The 12,873-nt window shown below is 66.5% G+C and carries 11 protein-coding genes; 7 read left to right on the top strand and 4 right to left on the bottom strand.

Annotated elements, in window-relative coordinates:
• Positions 1 to 317: 317 nt before the first annotated feature.
• Positions 318 to 1,148 (top strand): hypothetical protein, encoded by an 831-nt coding sequence (locus G5S42_RS01515; RefSeq protein ID WP_176105226.1) that lies wholly within the window; start codon positions 318 to 320, stop codon positions 1,146 to 1,148.
• Between the two features lie 329 nt (positions 1,149 to 1,477).
• On the top strand, positions 1,478 to 1,939 hold the full coding sequence (locus tag G5S42_RS01510) for a Rap1a/Tai family immunity protein (RefSeq protein WP_176105225.1): 462 nt from the start codon (positions 1,478 to 1,480) through the stop codon (positions 1,937 to 1,939).
• A gap of 93 nt (positions 1,940 to 2,032) precedes the next feature.
• Here G5S42_RS01510 and G5S42_RS01505 read toward each other — a convergent pair whose 3' ends face one another.
• Positions 2,033 to 2,878, bottom strand: coding sequence for an aldo/keto reductase (locus G5S42_RS01505; RefSeq protein ID WP_176105224.1), 846 nt, complete (start codon positions 2,876 to 2,878; stop codon positions 2,033 to 2,035).
• Between the two features lie 196 nt (positions 2,879 to 3,074).
• Here G5S42_RS01505 and G5S42_RS01500 point away from each other — a divergent pair, with 196 nt between their 5' ends.
• On the top strand, positions 3,075 to 3,821 hold the full coding sequence (locus G5S42_RS01500) for a GntR family transcriptional regulator (protein ID WP_013090333.1): 747 nt from the start codon (positions 3,075 to 3,077) through the stop codon (positions 3,819 to 3,821).
• A gap of 73 nt (positions 3,822 to 3,894) precedes the next feature.
• On the opposite strand, the gene G5S42_RS01495 is transcribed toward G5S42_RS01500, so the two are convergent.
• Entirely contained in the window at positions 3,895 to 5,310 is a 1,416-nt protein-coding gene (locus G5S42_RS01495; protein ID WP_176105223.1) for a CoA transferase, read from the bottom strand.
• Between the two features lie 126 nt (positions 5,311 to 5,436).
• Here G5S42_RS01495 and G5S42_RS01490 point away from each other — a divergent pair, with 126 nt between their 5' ends.
• The gene (locus tag G5S42_RS01490) at positions 5,437 to 6,678 is read left to right on the top strand and encodes a citrate/2-methylcitrate synthase (protein WP_176105222.1); all 1,242 of its coding nucleotides are present in this window, start codon (positions 5,437 to 5,439) and stop codon (positions 6,676 to 6,678) included.
• Positions 6,679 to 6,736: 58 nt separating this feature from the next.
• On the opposite strand, the gene G5S42_RS01485 is transcribed toward G5S42_RS01490, so the two are convergent.
• Positions 6,737 to 7,042 carry a DUF2917 domain-containing protein gene (locus G5S42_RS01485; RefSeq protein ID WP_176105221.1) on the bottom strand — a complete coding sequence of 102 codons (306 nt, stop codon included), beginning with the start codon at positions 7,040 to 7,042 and terminating at the stop codon, positions 6,737 to 6,739.
• 183 nt (positions 7,043 to 7,225) lie between these two features.
• Between G5S42_RS01485 and G5S42_RS01480 the strand changes: the two genes are divergently transcribed.
• The 3 genes from G5S42_RS01480 (at position 7,226) to G5S42_RS01470 (ending at position 11,829) form a co-directional block, all read left to right on the top strand.
• The gene (locus tag G5S42_RS01480; protein ID WP_176105220.1) at positions 7,226 to 8,644 is read left to right on the top strand and encodes an aminotransferase-like domain-containing protein; all 1,419 of its coding nucleotides are present in this window, start codon (positions 7,226 to 7,228) and stop codon (positions 8,642 to 8,644) included.
• Positions 8,645 to 8,773: 129 nt separating this feature from the next.
• Positions 8,774 to 10,234 (top strand): multidrug transporter subunit MdtD, encoded by a 1,461-nt coding sequence (gene mdtD, locus G5S42_RS01475; RefSeq protein WP_376776856.1) that lies wholly within the window; start codon positions 8,774 to 8,776, stop codon positions 10,232 to 10,234.
• Between the two features lie 320 nt (positions 10,235 to 10,554).
• Positions 10,555 to 11,829 carry an EAL domain-containing protein gene (locus G5S42_RS01470; RefSeq protein ID WP_176105219.1) on the top strand — a complete coding sequence of 425 codons (1,275 nt, stop codon included), beginning with the start codon at positions 10,555 to 10,557 and terminating at the stop codon, positions 11,827 to 11,829.
• Here G5S42_RS01470 and G5S42_RS01465 read toward each other — a convergent pair.
• Entirely contained in the window at positions 11,785 to 12,840 is a 1,056-nt protein-coding gene (locus G5S42_RS01465; protein WP_176105218.1) for a sigma-70 family RNA polymerase sigma factor, read from the bottom strand. The two genes, G5S42_RS01470 and G5S42_RS01465, sit on opposite strands and share 45 nt — an antisense overlap.
• Positions 12,841 to 12,873: the final 33 nt, after the last annotated feature.

Raw genomic sequence — 12,873 nt, 5'->3', positions numbered from 1 at the left:
GTGTCCGCGCGTTTCATCGTCGCAACGTTTTCAGGCGTTTTTCCGGCGTGCGCATCGTACATACCTAAGTCGCCCGCGTCGCTTCAAGGCTCTGCGACGCGTGGCATGGATATCGCTAAATTTGCGGCCAGAGATTCGAAGCCAAACCGGGCGCGCAACGCCGCGCACATCCGCACGACGAGCGTCACCACGCGATGACGCGATATCAAGCGATCAGCACGGCAGCGACGCGCGGCCAACTTCGACACGACGGACTCGGGGTTCGACAAGACCCGCGTGCATAGGTCGGCCGCCGCTTTGGCAGCTGGAGACGCGCGATGAAAACCAGGAAGTTAGATCAGCATTACTGTGCAATGATGCGCCGCGCAGTGGTCCTCATCGGGGCCGCGGTGCTGGCGGCCGACGCCGCTTACGGGGCGTCGGCGGACGTGATCCCGCGCTCGACGGTGCTGGCCGACGCGTCGCGAGCGCCATCCGGCGATTCAGCGCCGCTGCTGCTCGCGCAGAACGACGATGCGGCGAACGGCGCCGAGGCCGGCACCGCCACCGCCGCAGACGATGCCGCGTCGGTGTTCGCGCCGGTAGGCTGCGGCGGGCTCGGCGGTCCGGGCTGCGGCCGGCTTGGCGGCGGCAGTGGCAATGGCAGCGGTAGTGGTACTGGCGGCGCGGCGGGTTCGAGCAATAGCGGGGCTGGCGCAAGCGGTAACAGCGGCGCCGGGGCGGCGGGTTCAGGGAGCGGAAGTGGGAGTGGCGGTGCGGGCACGGGCGGTAAGGGAAATAGCGGTGGTGGAAGTAACGGTGCTGGTAGCAGTAGTGGTGGTGGAAACGGTGGGGGCGGCAGTAGCGGCGGTGGAGGCGGTGGAGGCGGCAGCAGCGGCGGTGGCGGTGCTGGGGGCGGAAGCAGCGGCGGCGGCGGGAGCGGCGGCTGCGGTTGCGGAGGCTCCAGCGGTGGTCCGGGCGGTGGCTTTGGCGGTGGCGGCCCCGGTGGTGGTTTCGGCGGCGCGCATGGTGGTGGCTTTGGCGGTGGCTTTGGTGGTGGCTTCGGTGGCGGGTTCGGCGGAGGCTTTGGCGGAGGCTTCGGCGGCGGTCACGGAGGCAAGGGTGGCGGCAGCGGCGGCAGTGGCAACGGCGGCGGGAACGGGCACTAGGCGTCGCCCGTTGCCCCGGGTAGGGGGGCCCCCGCGCCCTACCCGCCGGCGACATGTCCCGGCATACTGTCCGCTATCCGCTGGCAACGGCGGTGGCGTCCCGATCCCCCGGTCGGGCGTCACCGCCGCAGGCCGGTCGGAGCGGCCCGCCCGCCTGCGGCGCGCGCTGACGGAATGGCCCGGAGAGTGCGCGAGCCGCGCCTCGCATCGTCGCGCGAACCGCACGGCGAGCGGCGGGAACACAACCTTCCCTGCGCGTGAGTGTCATGGAACCAATCCGAGACGACCGCCTCATATCAAATTCATCGTTCGATATGAGGGCCCACAACATGCATAGAAGTGTCCCCCCCTCCGCGACCCGCACGGCAGCCGCCGTGCTGATGGCTACCGCCCTGGGCCTCGCATCGCTCGCCAATGCGCAAACTCCCGCGCAGCCAATGGCGCAAACCCTGTCGCAAGCGGCGCCACCGGTCGATCCGAGCTTCTCCGCCTACTCGCTCGTACAGAGCTGCAAACAGCGCCACGACAACGTCGCGCAAGGGCAGTGCGTCAGCGCGATCCGCGGCATCATCCACGGTTATCAATACGGCGTGCTGTTCCTCGCCCAACGCGCCACCTTCCCCGCCAACGAAACCCAGCGCGTGTCGCTATGTCTGTCCGACGTGCCGGTGTCGTCGATCGTCGACGACTTCCTCGCCGATGCCGCTCAGGTACCGGACGACGCACTTCAGCACACCCCCGCCGAAGTCGCCGTGCTCGGCTCCGTGCATCAGCACCACCCCTGCACCTGAGCGCCGCGTCAGCGCGCGCGGCGTCATCCGCGCCCACCTCGCTGAGAGCCTCGCGCGCCGCCGCTCCGCAACGGACGGCGGCCGCGCCGGCGCTTACAACATCTCCAGCGCACGCTTGCCGCGCGGCGGCTTGAAGTACGCGTCGAGCGCGGCGAGTTCGCCGGCTTCCAGCACCAGTTGCGACGCGCGATAGTTGTCGCGCACATGCTCGACCCGCGCCGCCTTCGGAATCGCGCACACATTGGGCTTGCCCAGCACCCACGCGAGCGCCACCTGAAACACGGAGACGCCGCGCGCGTCGGCGATGTCGTCAAGCGGCGAGCGTTTTGGCAGCCGCGCATGATCGACCGGGCTGTATGCCATCGCCGGCATGACGCGCGCGGCGAGCCATGGCAGCAGATCGAACTCCGGCCCGCGCCGCGCCACGTTGTACAGAATCTGGTTGGTCGCGCATGCGTCGCCGCCTGGCGTCGCGACGAGTTCTTCCATGTCGTCGGTATCGAAGTTGCTCACGCCCCAGTGACGGATCTTGCCCGCGTGCCGCAGCGCCTCGAAGCCATCGACGGTGTCCGCGAGCGGCACAGAGCCACGCCAGTGCAGCAGATACAAATCCAGCCGGTCCGTCTTCAGACGCTTCAGGCTCTGCTCACACGCGGCGATCACGCCGCGCCGGCTGGCGTTGTGCGGATACACCTTGCTGACCAGAAACACCTTGTCGCGCAAACCGGCGAGCGCTTCGCCGAGCAGCGACTCGGTCGCGCCGTCGCCGTACATTTCGGCGGTGTCGATCAGCGTCACGCCGAGTTCGATGCCGCAGCGCAGCGCATCGATTTCCGCCGCGCGTCGTGCCCGCTGCTCGCCCATCTCCCACGTGCCCTGCCCCAGTGCCGGAATGCGCTCGCCGCCCGGCAAGCTCACGCTTACGATTTCGCTCGTCATGCTGACTCCTTCGAAAGTGGCTCGATCCGGATGCGATGCAATTGCGCGCGGCCTCACCGCGCAACGCATGCTACGAAAAACCTGGAGATGAGTTTAGCGGCTACGCGGCCTAACGACGGCGCGCCAGGCAAAAGCCCGCTATAACGGGACGCGCCGATGTTTTAAAATTGCCGCTTGCCCATCTTGCGTGAGCCCCATGACCTCTGCCTCGGAAGACCGCTGGCGCGACCTGCGCCCGGACCCGGAAAACGACACGCCGCTCTATCTGCAACTTGCCCGCAAGCTCGGCAGCGCGATCCACGAAAACCGCTGGAACGCCGGCGAGGCGCTCCCCTCCGAGCGGGTGCTGTCGGAGGCGCTCGGCGTATCGCGCATCACTTCGCGTAAGGCGATCGCGCTGCTCGTCGAGCAGGGTTTGATTCGCCGCACCCAGGGCGCGGGCAGCTTCATCACGCCGCGCTATGAAGATCCGTTGTCGCGCCTGTCGAGCTTCAGCGAAATGCTGCGGCGGCGCGGCTTCACACCGAGTTCGAAGTGGCTGTCGCGGGAAATCTCGCCGGCCAATCGCGACGAGGTGATCCAGTTGGGGCTGTCGCCGGCCGCCGCGGTCACACGGCTGCGGCGGCTGAGACTCGCCGACGGCATCGTGATGGCGGTCGAGAATTCGACGTTCCCGGCCGCGGTGATTCCCGATCCGCAGGCAATCGGCGACTCGCTGTACACGTATCTGGAGAATCGCGGATTGACGATCGTGCGCGCGTTGCAGCACTTTCGCGCGGTGAACGCGAGCGACGAGATCGCGCAGCAGATGAGCATCGCGCCGAACGAGGCGTTGCTGTTGATCACGCGCGTGGGCTATACGGCGGATCAGCGCGCGATCGAGTTGACGGACACGTACTGCCGCAACGATTACTACGACTTCGTGGCGGAGTTGAGGAAGTAGGCTGCGGCTCGGTGAATGGTCCCGCAGCCGGGCGCGCCGCGCTTCAAACTCCAACGCGGCGCACGCTACCCTGTTACGTCCACCGGGCTTCGTGCGCGCCGATGCGCGCCGGCGGCAGCGCATAAAACGCCGGCGTCTGTTCCAGTTCTTCGGCGGGCTGAACGCCCAGCACGCACCCAAACTCCGATTGCACGCTCGCGACGCAATCGCGCACATCGTCGAGCGACATCTCGGGCGCCTGCTGTCCATCGGCCAGCAGCCCGAACGACTGCAGCCAGCGCCCGGTCTGCGCAAGCGACACCTTCACATGCCAGCTGCCACCCTCGCGTGCCCGCCGCGCGAGCGCGACCATCGCGCCGAACGCGGCCAGATAGCCGGTCGCGTGATCGAGCGCCTGACATGGCAGATGCCGCGGCTCGGCCGAACCCGCCGCCGCGCGCTCCGTCCACGCGATGCCGCTCGCCGACTGCACCAGACTATCGAAGCCGCGTCGCTGCGCCCACGGCCCCGTGTACCCGTACGCGCAAACCGACACATAGACGATGCCAGGCCGCAGGCGCGCCAGCTCGGCCGGCCCGAAGCCGCGCGCCGCGAGCGCGCCCGGACGATAGGCCTGCAGGAACACGTCGGCATCGCGCGCGAGTCCGCGCAACGTGTCGCAGCCAGCGGCGTCGCGCAGATCGACGAGCGCCGAACGCTTGCCGCGGCCGTTGTCGATCACGAGCGGCGCGATGTTCGGCAGATGCGGCCCGTTGATCGTCATCACGTCCGCGCCATGATGCGCGAGCGCGCGGCCGGCCACCGGTCCGGCGATGATCCGCGACAGATCCAGCACCCGCACGCACGCGAGCGGACGATCGACGCCTGGTTCGGCGTCGGCGTCGGCGTCGGCGTGGCGCGGCGGCTCGGCCGGCGCGTCGCCGATGCGCTCGATCTCGAACAGCGGCAAGCGCCCGATCGCTTTGGCCTGCTCGAGCGCGGCCCATTCGTCGGGCGTGCGAATCAAGGCGGCGCATAGGCCCGCGTCGGCGAGCGTTTGATCGAGCGTCGCGCCCTCCCAGCCGCGAATCGCGGCCGCCACCGACTCCGGGCCGTTGTCGCAGCCGAGCACGTCGAGCACGCCCTTCAAGTGATGCGCAAAATTCGTGTGCAGTTGGATCCAGCGGCCGTCGCCCGTTTCGTAGAAGCCAGTGACCGGATCGCGCAGCGCGGGCGGCGGCCCATCGTCGATCCGCAGATAGCGTTCGCTGCGAAACGCCGCCAGTGCGCGATGCATCTGCACCGACACCCGTTGCCTGTGTCCGCTGCGCAGGTGCCAGTATTCGGCGGCCGCGAGGCCCGTCGCCGCGATGGTCGACGACGCGAGGCTGCCGACGCGATAGACCGAAGGCAAGCCGGGGTCCGCGCCGGCAAGCGACACGGCGTGCAGCGCGACCGGATCGCAGCCGGCGAGGGTCCAGATGTGCTTGAGGGCGAGTTCGGGTGTCATGGCATCGGGCGCGTTGACCGCGCGCACAGGAAGCAGGTGCACCGAGTCTAAATTTGCGCCTTGCTGCAATCAATCTTGATTATGATAATCAACATATATTGATTTCTTCGGTTTTCACTCGCTTTCATGTCAGCCCCGATTTATCTGACCGCCGCCGAAGCAGCCGCGACGCTCGGCGTCAGCTTGCCGACGCTGTACGCGTACGTGAGCCGCGGCATGCTCGGCTCGTCGCCGGATGCGCAAGGCAGGCATCGCCTCTACGATGCCGCCGAGGTGCGCCGCCTTGCGCGTCGCAAGGCGGACGGCAAGCGAGCGGGCAAGGTCGCGCAGAAGGTGCTCGACTGGGGCGTGCCGGTGCTCGAATCGTCGATCACGCTGGTCGCGGACGGTCGGCTGCTGTATCGCGGGCACGATGCGATCGAGCTTGCACGCAGTGCGTCACTCGAAGACGTCGCGGCGCTGCTGTGGCAATGCAGCGCGCGGCGCATCGCCGATGCGCCCGCCGTGCCGCTCGCCCCCGCGCAATGGGCCGCGTGGCTCAAGCTGTGGAGTGACAGCACGCCACTCGATCGCGCGCTCGTGCTGCTGCCGGCCGCCGCCGCGCAGATGCCGCGCGTGTGGGCGCTCGGCCGCGACGCCCAACTGGACACCGCGTGCGCCGTGATGCGGCTGCTGGCCGCCGCGATGCTGCTAGCGGCGCCGTCGAACGAACCGCTGCATCGGCAGATCGCGACGGCCTGGCGGGTGCGCAGCCGGCCGCAAAGCGGGCTGCTGCGCGCGGCGCTGGTCGCGTGCGCGGATCACGAGCTGAACGCGTCCACGTTCACGGTCCGCTGCATCACGTCGACGGGCACGCACTTGTTCGGCGCGGTCGCGGGCGGCCTCGCGGCGCTCTCCGGGCCGCGTCACGGCGGCGAAACCGTGCGCATTGCGGCCCTGCTCGATGAAGCGTCGCGCTCGCCCGATCTGGACCGCTATCTGGCGAACCGCCTCGCGCGGCACGAGCACGGCGCGCAAGGTCCGGTGCTGTCGGGCTTCGGTCATCCGCTCTATCCGGACGGCGATCCGCGCGCGCGGTTGTTGCTGATGATGCTCGCCGACTGCGCGCCGGCCCGCTCGCCGCTCAACGAGGTGCTGCAGCTTTCACGTGCGGTGCGCGACACGACCGGCGCCGAGCCGACCGTGGATTTCGCGCTTGCGGCGATCGAGCGCGTGCTCGGCTTGCCGACCGGCGCCGCGTTCACGCTCTTTGCGCTCGGGCGGGTGGTCGGCTGGATCGCGCACGCGATGGAGCAGACGCGCGATGGCCGGTTGATCCGGCCGCGAGCGCGGTATATCGGGGAGTATCAGGCGGGAGGGGATGCTTAGGGGCTGCTTTGGGGGCTAGGTCGGGCCCGCAAAGCGGCGGCTCGCCGTTCGCCACGCATCAGACCACGCCCGGCCGACGCGCCAGCCAAGCCGGGACCGGCCAGCCGAGTAGCAGCGTCGGCAGCTTGCGTTGCGAGCCGCTCGCCAGCGCGAAACGCGCCCCCTCCCGCCCCGCGCTGATCCATGCCACCGATCCACGCGCCAACTCGATCGACTGCCCTGCCGCCAGCCAGTGATCTTCATGCTCGCCCTCGACGGTCAGCCAGACCTTGCCGCTGATCATCTTGAAAATCGACGGGCGCGCAACGCGCCAGGCCGTGACGGGCTCGCCATGTTCCAGTTCGAAAACTCGCACTTCTCGCATCGCCGTTCTCCTCGAAGAACTTTCTGTTGTACCGATTATTGGCGTGCGATGATCGGAAACCCATGCACAGTTCCGAACACTTTCATCGGAACTGTTCAGTCAAAAAACCGAACAGTTGGCATGGCTCGCCCGACGCAGGTTAAAAGCTTGCGCGCTCGCGGGCCGGCGATAGAAGGCAAGCGTATGAAACTCGAAATCCAGCTCGATCGGGACAACGGCGTACCGCTTACCGAGCAGATCGTCACGGGCGTTTCGGCGTGGATCCGTTCGCGCAATGCGCATCCTGGCTCGAAGCTGCCGTCGATCCGCCAGTTCGCCGCCGACTTCGGCGTGAGCCGCTTCCCGGTGATCGAGGCATACGACCGGCTGGTGTCGCTCGGCTATGTCGACTCGCGCCACGGCTCCGGCTTTTACGTCGCCGATCGCCAGCCGACGGACATGCGTTGTCAGGGCACGTCGGACCCGCGCCGCGCCGATGTCGAGTCGGACCATTTGCTTGAGCAATTCAACTTTCCGGGCGAGACGCTGAAGCTCAGCACCGGCTTCATTCCCGAAAGCTGGCGGGACATCGATGGCATTGCGCAGGCGATTCGCCACGTGTCGCGAACCGATCCGGCGAGCATGGTCGAATACGCGACGCCGCTCGGCAATCCCGTCTTGCGCGAACAGTTGCGCGGCCGTATTGGCCAATTGGGCATCCAGGCGGACGCGTCGCAGATTCTGATCACCAATGGCGCGAGCCAGGCGTTCGATCTGCTCGTGCGCTACATGCTGAAGCCTGGCGACACGATCTTTGTCGAGGACCCCGGTTACTACAACCTGTACGGCCTGTTGCGACTGCACGGCATGAAGCTGATCGGCATTCCGCGCACCGGCAGCGGTCCCGACCTCGATGCGATGCAGGCGCAACTGAAGCTGCACCGGCCCAGATTGCTGCTCATCAACACCGTGTTCCACAATCCGACCGGCACCACGGTCGCACCGCAGGTCGCGTTCCGTTTGCTGCAACTGGCGCGTGAGCATCGCTTCCAGATTATCGAGGACGATATCTACGCGGATTTTCAGACCGAGCTCACCGATCGCCTCGCGACCCTCGACCAACTCGAACAGGTGATCTACATCGGCGGACTGTCGAAGACGCTGTCGTCGTCGCTACGGATCGGCTGCGTGGTTGCGAGTCACGCGATCATCAAGGATCTGGTCGATATCAAGATGCTGACGAGCATCGGCGGCTCGCGGTTTGCCGAAGCGGTGGCGGTGTGGATGCTGGAGCGCGGCGCATATCGCAAATATCTGGAGCGACTGCGCCGCCAGATGCGCGGCGCGCTCGGCTCGACCGTCCAGACACTCGAAGATTCCGGCTGGGAGATTTTCGAAGAACCAGCGGGCGGCAAGTTCGTGTGGGCGCGCGTGCCCCATGTCGCGGACGCCGAGCGGCTCGTTGAATGCGGTGTGCCGCTCGGTGTGACGGTGCTGCCTGGACAACATTTCAGGCCGAATCGCGAGGCGAGCCCGTGGATCAGGATTCATGTGGCGTTTGGCAACGAGCCACGGGCGCAGGCGTTTTTTCAGGCGGCGGCGCAGTTGCCGGCTGATGTGTGAACACGGCGCAGAGCGCGGCCGAGCCGCAGCGCCGACACTTGCGCAAGACCGCGCCGCTTGCTGCGCCAGGACTCGCTTTTCCCTAGAATAGCGAGTCCCAGCCCGACCGAGCGCGCCCAGCCGCTTCATATGTCTACGACGCCGACTCCGCCCGCCCTCGCTCCCGACCTCCCCTCTGGCCCTTCGCCCCGCGCACTGACGGTGATGCTGTGGCTGGTCGCCACCGGCTTCTTCATGCAGACGCTCGATTCGACGATCGTCAACACCGCACTCCCCGCGATGGCGACAAGCCTCGGCGAGCTGCCGCTGCGCATGCAATCGGTGGTGATCGCCTACTCGCTGACAATGGCGGTGATGATCCCGGTGTCCGGCTGGCTCGCCGACAGACTCGGCACGCGGCGCGTGTTCTTCAGTGCGATCCTCGTGTTCGCAGTGGGCTCGCTGCTGTGCGCGAACGCGCGCACGCTGAACCAACTGGTGCTCTTCCGCGTTCTGCAAGGCGTGGGCGGCGCGATGCTGCTGCCGGTTGGGCGGCTCGCGGTGCTGCGTACCTTTCCGGCGGAGCGCTATCTGACGGCGTTGGCCTTCGTGGCGATCCCGGGCCTGATCGGACCGTTGATCGGACCGACGCTCGGCGGCTGGCTCGTCAAAATCGCGTCGTGGCACTGGATCTTTCTGATCAACGTGCCGGTAGGCATCGTGGGCTGCATTGCCACGTTTATTTTCATGCCGGATAGCCGCAACGAACACACAGGCAAATTCGACCTCGGCGGCTACCTGCTGCTGGTGGTGGGCATGGTGGCACTTTCGTTCGCGCTCGATGGCCGCACCGAGTTCGGCATTCAACATGCGACGGTGCTGGTGCTGCTGATTCTGAGCATGGCGTGCTTCGTTGCATATGGTCTGCACGCGGTGCGCGAGCCCGAGCCGATCTTTCCGCTCGATCTGTTCAAGATTCACACGTTTAGCGTCGGGCTGCTCGGCAATCTGTTCGCGCGGATCGGCAGCGGCTCGATGCCCTACCTGATTCCTCTGCTGTTGCAGGTGAGCCTCGGCTATAGCGCATTCGAAGCCGGGCTGATGATGCTGCCCGTGGCGGCCGCGGGCATGGCAACGAAGCGTCTCGTGACGACGCTGATTCAGAAGTACAGCTACCGGCGCGTGCTGATGGCGAACACGATTCTGGTGGGTCTGATGATGGCGAGTTTCGCGCTCACGAGCACGAATCAGCCGCTGTGGCTGCGGCTCGTGCAACTGGCGATCTTTGGCGGCGTGAACTCGATGCAGTTCACCGCGATGAACACGTTGACGCTGAAGGACCTGGGCACCGGCGGCGCGAGCAGCGGCAATAGCCTGTTTTCGCTCGTGCAGATGCTTTCGATGAGTCTCGGCGTGACCGTGGCCGGTGCGTTGCTGACGACCTTTACCGGCATCATGCAGCGTGTGACCGCCGCGAATTCGCTGCCCGCGTTTCATGCGACATTCCTGTGTGTCGGCATCATTACCGCATGTTCGTCATGGATCTTTGCGCAGTTGTCGCCGGAGATCCGCACGCCAGCGACGAAGACCGATCCTTCAGAGCGAACCTGAAAGCCGCGCGCGCCAGGACGACGCATCCTCGCGCGCTCACAAACGGATTTCCTGGCATCGCTCCGCGCGGCCCGTACGCAGCATCCTTGAACAGCGTCACCGACCCGCAACAGGGCGCGTGCCGCACCAGCGAAGTGCGTGTCGTCGCCTTCGTAGCGGAGCGGGCGCAGCGGGTTTTCCTCGGAGCATTACTGGTGGGCGCTCGAGCATTGTTGGTACACGCGCATAGTTCTTGCTCGACTATCCTGTAAACTCTTAGTCTGCGCGTGCGAACTCCTGCCGAGCCCTGCAAGCGCCGCCATTTCCACACGACCGACATGATGAGCATGATCGAACTCGAACATCCCGGCTTCCAGCCACCACGCCCGATGGCCGGCGACGAAGGCTCCCGCCGTACCGTTCTGTATGGCGGCTACACCGTTTTCAGCGTGTTTCAACCGGTCTTCTCGGTATCGCACCGGCGCGCGATCGGGTATCACGCGTCGCTGCGCGTGCACGACGAGCATGAGCAGCAAGTGCCCTCGCACGAAGTCTTTACGCAGGCCGCGCGACGCGGCGACCTGCTCGAACTCGGACGGCTGGCCGAATCGCTGCACCTCGGCAACTTCAACGCGTTCGACAGCCACGACGAATGGCTCTTCCTCAGCCTGCATCCGGCCGCGCTGATGGACACCAGCTACGGCGACGCGCTGCTTGCCAGCCTGAAGACGCTCGGCCTGCCGCCGCAACGCGTGGTGCTCGAAGTTTCCGAACAGGCCGGCGGCGAAACCACGCGCTTCGCCGAAATCGTCGATTCGCTGCGCAAGTCCGGTTTTCTGATCGCGCTCGACGGCTTTGGCGCCAAGCATTCGAACATCGACCGCGTGTGGAATCTGCGGCCGGACATCGTGACGCTCGACCGCTGCATCCTCGCGCAAGCGAGTGAACACTCGCACATCGAACGCGTGTTGCCGGGCCTCGTCTCCCTGTTGCACGAGTCCGGGCAACTGGTGCTGATGGGCGGTCTGAGCACCGAGCGCGACGCGCTGATCGCGCTCGAATGCAATGTGGACTTCGTCCAGGGCGCATTTTTCGCGGGCCCGAGCGTCGAACCGGTCAAGCCGCAGGTTGCCGCTGGCCTGATGGATTCGCTCTCCGCTTCGCTGCGCGAACGCGTTGCCGCTCGAGAGAAAGCGCAATCCGCGCGGCTCGCGCCGTATGTCACTGCGCTCGAGGCTGCCGCAGCTCAGTTGATTGCCGGGGAATCGATCACGCAGGCGACCGCACCTCTGCTCGCGCTGGGAGAAACGGCGCGCTGCTTTGTCCTGGACGGATCGGGCCGGCAGATCGGCGACAACGTGCTGCCGCCGGGCCGCACATCGCAACGCGCAAAGCGCTTCAGCCCGCTGCTGCATTCCGAAGGCGCCAGTTGGGAGCGCCGCCCGTACTTCATTCAGGCGATGCGTCAACCGGGGCGGGTTCATCTAACACCGCCGTATCTGTCGATCAACGAAGCGCATCTGTGCGTCACGGCCTCGATTGCCGCGCATAACTCGCATGGTACGCAGGTGCTATGCGTCGACATCAACTGGGAAGTCGCGGCTCACCGCAGCTGACACCTCCGGATGGCCCTTGATGCGGGCAAGCAGTTCCTTGACCGCCTCACGGCCCAGCATTCGGTTGGCCGCCCGCAAATGCGCGGCGCTGGCCACGATGCGCAGCGAGACGATTCTCGCCGAAAGGTCCGTTGCGCCGTCCGTCACCACGTCGATTAGCCCGACGATATCGCCGTCGCAGAACAGCGCGATACACACGGCACCCGCCATCGACACCACCTCGGTATAGCTCGCCTGTTGCGCGAGCGATGTAACCACAGCGATCCACTTCGGACCTGAGCCCGGTTCGCGGGCGCGCTGCGCTTCGGCTCCAGGTGTTGGCCCTTGTGCCCGAAGGGCCAGGTTGGCCGTAGGAAATGGAGTGGGCGTAGCGTACAGAGGTACGTCGCTGATCAGTTGCGGCGCGTCGTTGAAAAGCTGCAGCAAGCCCGCCCGGTCTTGCGCTTCGAGCGCCGCGCGCAATCGCTCGACGATTCGCCCATGCACCGCTGGATCGGGCCGCTCCAACGGCGCGCCCGCCCGTTTCAGACGCTCCTTGGCGCGATGAACCATTTGCCGGCAAGAGGCCGGTGTGCGCTCGAGTATCGACGCGATTTCGGCATAACCGCACTCGAACGCTTCATGCAGGACGAACGCCGCGCGTTCGTCTGGCTTCAGATGTTCGAGCAGCAACATCACGCCATATGACATATCGGCCGCGCGCAATGCCAACTCCTCCGCCGATGGTGCGACCTCGTCGAGCCACGGCTCCGGCAACCAGCCGCAAGCCTGCGACGCGCGCTCGCGCTGCGCGTGCCGCAGACGGTCGATCGCCGTGCGGGTGGTGAGCGTGGTGAGCCATGCGACCGGCGTTTGCACCGCCTGCGTATCGGCCAGATGCCATTTGAGCCAGACGTCCTGCACCACGTCTTCGGCCTCCGCACGACTGCCAAGCATCCGATATGCGAGCGCCAGCAGACGGGCGCGCGCGGCCTCGAAACTGGATGCCTTGTCGATTCCCTGTTCCGTCATGCGTAGACCTCCCGATGTTGCGTCGTGAAAAAG

The organism is Paraburkholderia youngii, assembly GCF_013366925.1.
In the GTDB taxonomy this organism is placed as follows: domain Bacteria; phylum Pseudomonadota; class Gammaproteobacteria; order Burkholderiales; family Burkholderiaceae; genus Paraburkholderia; species Paraburkholderia youngii.
Note: the sequence above shows the minus strand (reverse complement) of the source record. Positions and strands in the feature narration are given on the sequence as shown.

Excerpts from the sequence above, each read along its gene's own strand:
- G5S42_RS01515 (WP_176105226.1), top strand. The coding sequence starts at position 318 with ATGAAAACCAGGAAGTTAGATCAGCATTACTGTGCAATGATGCGCCGC.
- G5S42_RS01510 (WP_176105225.1), top strand. The coding sequence starts at position 1,478 with ATGCATAGAAGTGTCCCCCCCTCCGCGACCCGCACGGCAGCCGCCGTG.
- G5S42_RS01505 (WP_176105224.1), bottom strand. The coding sequence starts at position 2,878 with ATGACGAGCGAAATCGTAAGCGTGAGCTTGCCGGGCGGCGAGCGCATT.
- G5S42_RS01500 (WP_013090333.1), top strand. The coding sequence starts at position 3,075 with ATGACCTCTGCCTCGGAAGACCGCTGGCGCGACCTGCGCCCGGACCCG.
- G5S42_RS01495 (WP_176105223.1), bottom strand. The coding sequence starts at position 5,310 with ATGACACCCGAACTCGCCCTCAAGCACATCTGGACCCTCGCCGGCTGC.
- G5S42_RS01490 (WP_176105222.1), top strand. The coding sequence starts at position 5,437 with ATGTCAGCCCCGATTTATCTGACCGCCGCCGAAGCAGCCGCGACGCTC.
- G5S42_RS01485 (WP_176105221.1), bottom strand. The coding sequence starts at position 7,042 with ATGCGAGAAGTGCGAGTTTTCGAACTGGAACATGGCGAGCCCGTCACG.
- G5S42_RS01480 (WP_176105220.1), top strand. The coding sequence starts at position 7,226 with ATGAAACTCGAAATCCAGCTCGATCGGGACAACGGCGTACCGCTTACC.
- mdtD (WP_376776856.1), top strand. The coding sequence starts at position 8,774 with ATGTCTACGACGCCGACTCCGCCCGCCCTCGCTCCCGACCTCCCCTCT.
- G5S42_RS01470 (WP_176105219.1), top strand. The coding sequence starts at position 10,555 with ATGAGCATGATCGAACTCGAACATCCCGGCTTCCAGCCACCACGCCCG.
- G5S42_RS01465 (WP_176105218.1), bottom strand. The coding sequence starts at position 12,840 with ATGACGGAACAGGGAATCGACAAGGCATCCAGTTTCGAGGCCGCGCGC.